This is a genomic window from Erythrobacter sp. CCH5-A1, assembly GCF_001557115.1.
Classification (GTDB): Bacteria; Pseudomonadota; Alphaproteobacteria; order Sphingomonadales; family Sphingomonadaceae; genus Erythrobacter.
This window is the reverse complement of the sequence record NZ_LSKQ01000057.1, coordinates 1-7,736: the sequence shown is the minus strand read 5'-3', so window position 1 is coordinate 7,736 and position 7,736 is coordinate 1. Positions and strand designations below refer to the sequence as shown.

Below are 7,736 nucleotides of genomic sequence, written 5' to 3'. Positions count from 1 at the left end.
GGGGAAGGGTGTTCGGGGCCTTCTTCGCAGAGCCTCGTCGCCGATTATTTCACCCGCGCGGAACTCGCCAAGGCGATGGGGTTCCTCACCATCGGGGCGAGCATGGGCACCGCCGGGGGCCTGCTGATCGGCGGGCAGTTGGCCGAGGCGTTCGACTGGCGCTGGGCCTTCGTGCTGATGGGCCTGCCGGGGTTGGTGTTGGGCGCGATCATTTTTCTCACCATGCGTGAGCCCGAGCGCGGGCGCTATGCTCCGGCAGGGACCGACATGGCGCAAAGGCCCTTGGGCGAGACGATCCGCAGCCTCGTCACCAATCGCGTGTTCATGGGGCTGGCGCTGGGCTGGGCGGTGCAGATCATGATCGGCTACGCGCTCGCCTTCTGGATGGCGCCGATCATGCTGCGGCAGTTCGCCATTTCGACCGGGGACGTGGGGCTCTATCTCGGCCTGACCTTCTTCCTGGGCGGCATTCCGGGGCCGATCCTTGGCGGCTATGTCACCCATTGGCTGTGCCTGCGTGACGAGCGCTGGCGGGCGTGGCTGCCGGGGGTGACGAGCCTCGGCGCGGTGCTGCCGCTGGCTTTGAGCCTGACCTCGGGCGACTTCACCACCTTCCTCATGTGGTTCGGCCTCGCCTATGCGATCTATGTCGCGTCGCAGGCGGGGATCATGTCGGGCATCCAGGCCGCGGTCGAACCGGCGAGCCGCGGCTTTGCGGTCGCTATCGCGCTATTTTTCAACAACCTCATCGGACAGGCGCTGGGCCTTGCCGTGACCGGCGCGCTGAGCGATGCGCTGACCCCGACGCAGGGGCCGGCGGCGCTTGCCATCGCGGTCTTTGCGGTGTGCCTTGCGGCCGGTATCGCCTCGATGGCGATTTTCGCCTGGACCGCCCGCCAGATGGGGCCGAGCGGCTATCTCGAGAAGATGAAGGGCGGCTAGAAGCCGGGCCTAAAAACCGGGGTGAATCGCCAGCGCACCGCCGTCGACCAGCATGTCGGCCCCGGTCATGAAGGGGCATTCGTCGCTGGCGAGGAAGGCGATTGCCGCCGCCGTCTCGGACGGATCGGCGAGGCGGTTCAGCGGCGAGGTTTTCGCCACCATCGTGAGAAAGCCCGGCATCTGCTGCTCGGTCGCTTCGAGAATGCCGGTATGGGTCGCGCCCGGGATCACCGTGTTGCAGCGGATCGCGAGACCGGCCTGCGCGCACCAAGTGGCGACTGACTTGCTCAGCGCCCTGACCGCCGCCTTGCTCGCCGAATAGCCGACATCGGTCGGCAGCGGGGTGATCGCGGTGGTCGAGGCGATGTTGACGATTGCACCTTTCGGGCCGCCGGGGTTGTCGCGCATCGCCGCAATCGCAGCGCGGCACCCCGCCATCGTGCCGCTGAGATTGACGGCCAGCACCTTGTCCCACGCGGCGAACATCGCGGCGTCGTCATGGTCCTCGATACCCGCGCCCGAGACCATCCCGGCATTGTTGACCAGAATGTCGAGCCGCCCGAAGGCCGCCACCGCCTGCGCCACGATCCGCGGCCACAGCGCGCGATCGGACACGTCCTGCACCGCGAAACGCGCGCCGACTTCGTCGCACAGCGCCGCCCCGCGCGCAGCGTCGAGGTCGGTGCCGAGCACTGCGGCCCCGTCGGCGCACAGCCGCCGCACCGTCGCCGCCCCGATCCCGGAGGCGCAGCCGGTGACGATCGCGACCTTTCCGGAGAGGCCCAGCATTACTCGGCCTCTTTCCAGATCGCTGCACAGGGCCGCTGGTTGTGCGTCGCCACGAAGCGCGCGAGGTTGTCTGTTCCCTCGGGCAGCTTCCAGCCCACGGTGAAGCCGAAATTGGCGAAGGCAAAGATCAGCAGGTCGGCAAAGGTGAAGCGGCCGAGCGCGATGTGGTCGCTGCTGCCCAGATAGCTGTCGAACAGCCGCCACTTCTCGTCCGCCATCGCGGAAAGCTCCGCCCCCGCGCCGGTCGAGACGACACTCATGCGCGGCTCGAACATCGGGCGGCCTGCGCCCGCGCGGAAGCCCATCGTCATCGGCACCACGACCTCCTGATCGAACAGCCGCGCCCATTTGCGCACGGTGGCCCGCTCCACCGGGGTTCCGCCGAACAGGTTGGGGGCGGGGTGCAGTTCCTCGACATATTCGCAGATCGGCCAGCTTTCGGCGAGGCAGGTGCCGTCCTCCAGCTCGAGCGTCGGGGTGGTCCCCTGCGGGTTCCGCGCCATGTAGCCCGCGTCCTGCCGGTTCTGGCCGGTGATGATGTCGTAATGCACGCGCGCGAAATCGCGGCCCTCCTCGAGCCCCTTCTCGACCATGAACATCCGCACCAGGCGGGGGTTGGGGCCGAGGCTGGAATGCAGCGTGATCATGACGTTCTCTCTCCCGGGCAGGTGGTTGCGCGGCGTTTCTACGGGGCCGCGCTGCCCGCGTCGCCCTCCTAAATGCGCTAGGGGGCGGGCGCATGACGCAAGCGCGTGGAAAAGCGCTTGCGCGCGCGCGCTGTGTTGCGCAGATAAACCACCATGGATCACTCGCCGCTCCCTACGCCGTCAGAGGATGACGACGCGCTCACCCGGGTTCACCCCAATTACGCCCATGCCATGCGGGTGCAGACTGTGATCGCGGCGATCCCCGCGCTGATTGCGGCGCTGGTGACCGAGATGTCGCTGCGCGAGCTCGACCTGCTGCCGCCGGGCGCCATCGCGGGGACCGTGCTGCTCATCGCGGTGCTGCTCGTCATCCGCATTCCCCAGACCCGCTACAACGCGCGTGGCTACCAGATGGGCGGCGACCGGCTGCGGGTGGTGCGCGGGCTGATGTTCCGTTCCGACACCGTCGTGCCCTTCGGCCGGGTGCAGCATATCGACGTCAATCAGGGGCCCTTGGAACGCTTCTTCGGCATCGCCACGCTGACGCTCCACACCGCCGGCAACCACAATGCCAGCGTCTCGCTGCCGGGCCTCGGCGAGGAACTGGCGCGCGACATGCGCGAGGAGATCCGCGCCCATATCCGCCGCGAGACCCTGTGAGGCGCGCGCCATGAGCGAGACCCGCCGCACCGCCCCGCTCGGCATCGCGATCGGCGCGATCGGCGCTGTCCAGAACGCGATCTTCCCCGCGGCGGCGGCGGCCTTCGGCAGCGGGATTGGCGGATCGGGTCTCTTCATCGGTCTGGCCGTGGGGCTGGTCGCGACGCTGATCGGCACCGCCTTCAGCTATGCCGGGTGGCGGCGCACCACTTACACCACCGGCGAGACCGACATCCGGGTCGAGAGCGGCATCTTCAGCCGCGCGGCGCGCTCGGTGCCCTACGAGCGCATCCAGGACGTCAGCCTCGAGGCCAAGCCCCTGCCGCGCCTGCTCGGGCTGGTGGCGGTCAAGTTCGAGACCGGGGCGGGCGGGGCGGACGACCTCGCGCTTACATACCTCACCAATGCCGAGGGCGAACGCCTGCGCCAGCTGGTGCGCGAGCGGCGCGAGGACGAGGCGGTCGCCGCCAGCGCCGCGAACCTCGATGCAGCCGCGGCCCCTGCCGCTGCCGCCGCCGAGGCGGGCGAGGTGCTGTTCGCGATGGGGCCGGGCCGGCTCGTCACTTTCGGCCTGTTCGAATTCTCGCTCGCGGTCTTCGCGGTGCTTGGCGGCGCGCTGCAATATCTCGACAATGTGACCGACATCGACGTGTGGTACGGCTGGCTCAAGCAGCAGGGCAGCACGGTCGCCACGCTTGGCAGGGATGCGCAGATCATCGGGGCGGTGGCGGGGCTTGCAGGGCTGCTGGTCATCGGCTCGGTCACCGGGGTGGTGCGCACGGCCTTGCGCGACTGGGGCTTCACCCTCACCCGCTCGGCGCGCGGGTTCCGGCGCCAGCGCGGATTGCTGACCCGCACCGATGTGGTGATGCCCGCCCACCGCGTGCAGGGACTGGTGATCGGCACCGGCCTCCTGCGCTACCGCTTTGGCTGGCACTCGCTGAGCTTCGTCAGCCTCGCGCAGGATGAGAAGGAGGAGAGCCACGTCGTCGCCCCCTTCGCGACAATGGACGAGATCGCGCCGATCGTCGCCTCGGCCGGGTTCCGGTTGCCCGATGCGCAGACGCCCTGGCAACGGGCGAGCAAGCGCTACCGGCTCGACCGGATGCTCGACATGGTGCTGGCCTGCCTCGTCTTCGCCCTCGGCCTTGCGATCTGGGCGCCGTTCGGGCTCGCCTTCATTCCGCTTGGGCTGGCGGTGGTGGCGGTGGCGATCAACCTCTACGCCTGGGAGTTCCGGCGCATCGCGCTCGACGAAGCGCAGGTCTATGCCACCACCGGCTGGCTTTCGCCCGACACCCGGATCGTCACCCGGCTGAAGCTTCATTCGGTGGAGATCGCGCAGGGGCCGCTGGCGCGGCTGCGCGGCTATGCGACGCTACATCTCGGCCTTGCGGGGGGCAGCTTCAGCTTCCCGGGCCTGCCGCTCGCCGAGGCGCGGGCGCTGCGCGCGGCGATCCTCGCCACCATCGCGGCGACCGACTATTCGCGGCTCGATGCGCCGCAGCACCCGGGGCCGGGCGCTCAGGCCCTGAGCGGTGCCCAGTCGGGGTTTTCGGCAAACCTGCGCGCGACGTAGGAGCAGTCGGGGCGGATCAGGAAGCCCTGCCGCCCGGCATCCTCGACCAGCCGCTCCACGAGAGCACCCGCCACCCCGCGCCCGCCGATCGCGCGCGGGACGATGGTGTGCGCGGCGACGCGGATCTCGCGGCCGTCCCGCTCGCCGCCCGGTTCCCATTCGAGATAGCCCTGCTCGACCTCGCCTTCGAGCGCCGCGACATAACGTCCGCCAGCGCCCTGCACGTGATGGGTAATTGTCGGCTTTGCGCTTTCTTCGTGCATCGCTTGCTCCTCCCGCTTGCCACGCCGGAATGTAAGGTTAAGGGCGTGCCGCAATGACCCTCGCCAAGCCCTTCCTGTCGGACAATGCCGCCGCCGTCCACCCCCGGCTGTGGGAGGCGATGCGCAGCGCCGACCAGCCGGACAACCCGTACGACGGGGACCGCCTCTCGGCCGAGCTCGACGCCCGTTTCACTGCGCTGTTCGGGCGGGAGTGCGCCGCGCTGTGGGTGGCGACAGGCACGGCGGCGAACTGTCTCGCGCTCGGCACCATGGTCCAGCCCCACGGCGGGGTCGTGTGCCACCGCGAGGCGCATGTCGAGGTGGACGAGGGCGGGGCGCCCGGCTTCTTCCTCCACGGCGCCAAGCTGATGCTGGCCGAAGGCGAGGGCGCGAAGCTGACCCCTGCGGACATCGCCGCGCTGGTCGATCCGATCCGCAATGACGTCCATCAGGTCCAGCCCCACGCCATCGCGATCACGCAGGCGAGCGAGTATGGCCGCAGCTATACCTCTGCCGAACTCGCCGCGCTGGGGGCCTTTGCGAAGGAGCGCCGCCTCGGCCTCCATATGGATGGCGCGCGTTTCGCCAATGCCGCGGCCTACCTTGGCGGCAGCGCGGCAGAGGCGGCGCGGGCCGCCAGCGGGCCGGTCGACAGCCTTGCCTTCGGCTTCATCAAGAACGGCGGGATGGGCGCGGAGGCGGTGGTGCTGTTCGATCCCGAACGCGCCATGGAGGTCCGCTACCGCCGCAAGCGCGCCGGACACCTGCAATGCAAGGGGCGTTACCTCGCCGCGCAGATCCTCGCGATGCTCGAGGATGACCTGTGGCTAGCCAACGCCGCGCACGCCAACGCGGCGGCTAGGCAAGTGGCTGCGGGCTGTGCGGACCGGCTGCTCCATCCGGTCGAGGCCAACGAGCTTTTCGTCCGCCTCACCCCCACCGAGCGCGAGGCGCTGCGGGCGCAGGACTTCGCCTTTTATGACTGGGGCGCGGACTCCGCGCGCTTCGTCACCGCGTGGAACACCCGCCCCGAGGACGCGCAGGCGCTCGGCAAGGCGATCGCCGCATTATGAGCGGCGGCGGGGCGCCCACCATGCTGACCCCCCGCGTGCTGGTCCCCTTCATGCTGACCGGCACGATCTGGGGCTCGACCTGGTTCGTCATCACCGGGCAGATTGCGGGCGTGCCGGCGGCATGGGGCGTGTTCTACCGCTTCATGCTGGCGACGCCTGCGCTCTTCGCGCTGGCGCTGGCGATGGGCCACCGGCTGAAGCTCACCCGGCCCGAGCACAGGCTCGCACTCCTCGTCGGGATCGCGCAGTTCTCGGGCAATTTCCTGTTCGTCTACCATTCCGAGCAGCACATCACCTCCGGCATCGTCGCGGTGATGTTCGCGCTGCTGATGGTGCCCAACGCGATCTTCGCGCGGGTGTTCATCGGCGAGCGGGTGCAGGGCGGCTTCATCGGCGGGAGCCTGGTCGCCATCGCCGGTGTGGCGCTGCTGCTGGTGCACGAATGGAACGCGGCGCCGCTTGGCGGCAACGTGTTACTGGGGATCATGCTGGCGGTGGGCGGGATGCTCGCCGCCTCGATCGCCAACGTGGTGCAGGCCAACCCCACCGGCAGGGGCGTGCCGATGGTGAGCTTTCTCGCCTGGGCGATGGTCTACGGGACGAGCTTCGATCTGGTCTATGCCCTCGCCACCGAGGGCGTGCCGCAGGTTCCGACTGCGTGGCAGTTCTGGGCGGGGACGGCTTACCTTGCGATCATCGGCTCGGTGGTGACCTTCCCGCTGCACTACAATCTGGTGCGCGAGATCGGGGCGGGGCGCACGGCCTATAATGCGATCGTCACCGTCTGCGTGGCGATGCTGCTGTCGACTTTGTTCGAGGGCTTCGTGTGGGACGCGCTGTCGGCCACCGGCATGGCGCTGGCACTGGCGGGCATGGCGCTGGCGCTCAGGTCAAAGCAGCGCCGCTAGCCCTTCCACATAGGTCGGGTAGCGCGGCGACCACCCCAGCACGCGCTTGGCCTTGCCGTTGGCGACGCGGCGGTTCTCCATGTAAAAGCCGCGCGCCATTTCGGAGAGGTTGGCGTCCTCGAGCGACTCCAGCGGCGGTAGGGGAAGGCCCAGCAACCGGCAGGCATGTTCGGTCACTTCATTGCCGCTGCACGGATAGTCGTCGCCGAGGTTGTAGGCCCCTGCGGTTGCGTGCCTCGTGAGGGCGGCGACCACCCCGCTGACGATATCGTCGACATGGACGCGGCTGAACACCTGTCCCGGCAGGTCGATCCGCCGCGCCTTGCCCTCGCGCACCCTGTCGAGCGCCGAGCGGCCCGGGCCGTAGATCCCCGGCAGGCGGAACACCCGCGCGCCCATGGTCAGCCATGCAAGGTCGGCCTCGGCCCGGGCATTGCGACGGCCTTCGCCGGACTGCGCTATGGTCGGCGTCGCCTCGTCGACCCAAGCCCCCGCGCGGTCGCCATAGACGCCGGTGGAGGACAGGTAGCCGATCCACTTCCCGCGCGCTTGGGCCGCTTGCAGCGTGCCGCCATAGTAAAGCAGCACATCATCGCCGCCAGTGACGGTTTCGGGCGGGACCGAGGAGAGCACGTGGGTGCATTCATCGATGGTGGCCCGCACGCGGTCGAATTCGTTATCGAAATCGAGGTTGCCCGCGCTTCCCGTCGCGTCGACGCGCCAGCCGCGCGCGCGCATCTCCGCCGCGATCCGGCTCGCCGTGTAACCCAGTCCGAAGATAAGCAAATGCGCCATGGCGATCACCTAATGATTGGCCCCGCGCCCAATACAACCTAAATCGGGCCGCATGGACATCGCAACCACCCCCACCACCC

Annotated in this window: 9 protein-coding genes; 5 read left to right on the top strand and 4 right to left on the bottom strand. The window is 69.1% G+C overall.

The window, feature by feature from the left end:
* On the top strand, positions 1 to 942 hold a 942-nt coding region (locus AX708_RS02980), incomplete at its 5' end, for an MFS transporter (RefSeq protein ID WP_067489491.1).
* Positions 943 to 951: 9 nt separating this feature from the next.
* Here the strand turns inward: AX708_RS02980 and AX708_RS02975 are convergent.
* A complete protein-coding gene (locus tag AX708_RS02975) occupies positions 952 to 1,731 on the bottom strand; it encodes an SDR family NAD(P)-dependent oxidoreductase (RefSeq protein ID WP_066531031.1) in 780 nt (259 codons plus the stop codon).
* Complete coding sequence (locus AX708_RS02970; protein ID WP_066531029.1) at positions 1,731 to 2,378, bottom strand: glutathione S-transferase family protein; 648 nt, start codon at positions 2,376 to 2,378, stop codon at positions 1,731 to 1,733. Before AX708_RS02970 ends, AX708_RS02975 begins: the two co-directional genes overlap by 1 nt.
* A gap of 153 nt (positions 2,379 to 2,531) precedes the next feature.
* On the opposite strand from AX708_RS02970, the gene AX708_RS02965 reads away from it, so the two are divergent.
* The gene (locus AX708_RS02965) at positions 2,532 to 3,038 is read left to right on the top strand and encodes a PH domain-containing protein (protein ID WP_066531027.1); all 507 of its coding nucleotides are present in this window, start codon (positions 2,532 to 2,534) and stop codon (positions 3,036 to 3,038) included.
* 10 nt (positions 3,039 to 3,048) lie between these two features.
* Positions 3,049 to 4,617, top strand: a complete 1,569-nt coding sequence (locus AX708_RS02960) for a PH domain-containing protein (RefSeq protein ID WP_066531025.1) — start codon at positions 3,049 to 3,051, stop codon at positions 4,615 to 4,617.
* Here the strand turns inward: AX708_RS02960 and AX708_RS02955 are convergent.
* Positions 4,563 to 4,880, bottom strand: a complete 318-nt coding sequence (locus tag AX708_RS02955; protein WP_066531024.1) for a GNAT family N-acetyltransferase — start codon at positions 4,878 to 4,880, stop codon at positions 4,563 to 4,565. The two genes, AX708_RS02960 and AX708_RS02955, sit on opposite strands and share 55 nt — an antisense overlap.
* A 53-nt stretch (positions 4,881 to 4,933) precedes the next feature.
* Here AX708_RS02955 and AX708_RS02950 point away from each other — a divergent pair, with 53 nt between their 5' ends.
* Positions 4,934 to 5,953 carry a low specificity L-threonine aldolase gene (locus tag AX708_RS02950; protein WP_066531023.1) on the top strand — a complete coding sequence of 340 codons (1,020 nt, stop codon included), beginning with the start codon at positions 4,934 to 4,936 and terminating at the stop codon, positions 5,951 to 5,953.
* A gap of 20 nt (positions 5,954 to 5,973) precedes the next feature.
* Positions 5,974 to 6,861, top strand: a complete 888-nt coding sequence (locus AX708_RS02945) for a DMT family transporter (protein ID WP_082745639.1) — start codon at positions 5,974 to 5,976, stop codon at positions 6,859 to 6,861.
* Here the strand turns inward: AX708_RS02945 and AX708_RS02940 are convergent.
* Positions 6,844 to 7,656 (bottom strand): NAD(P)-dependent oxidoreductase, encoded by an 813-nt coding sequence (locus AX708_RS02940; protein WP_066531020.1) that lies wholly within the window; start codon positions 7,654 to 7,656, stop codon positions 6,844 to 6,846. The two genes, AX708_RS02945 and AX708_RS02940, sit on opposite strands and share 18 nt — an antisense overlap.
* Between the last annotated feature and the right edge of the window lie 80 nt (positions 7,657 to 7,736).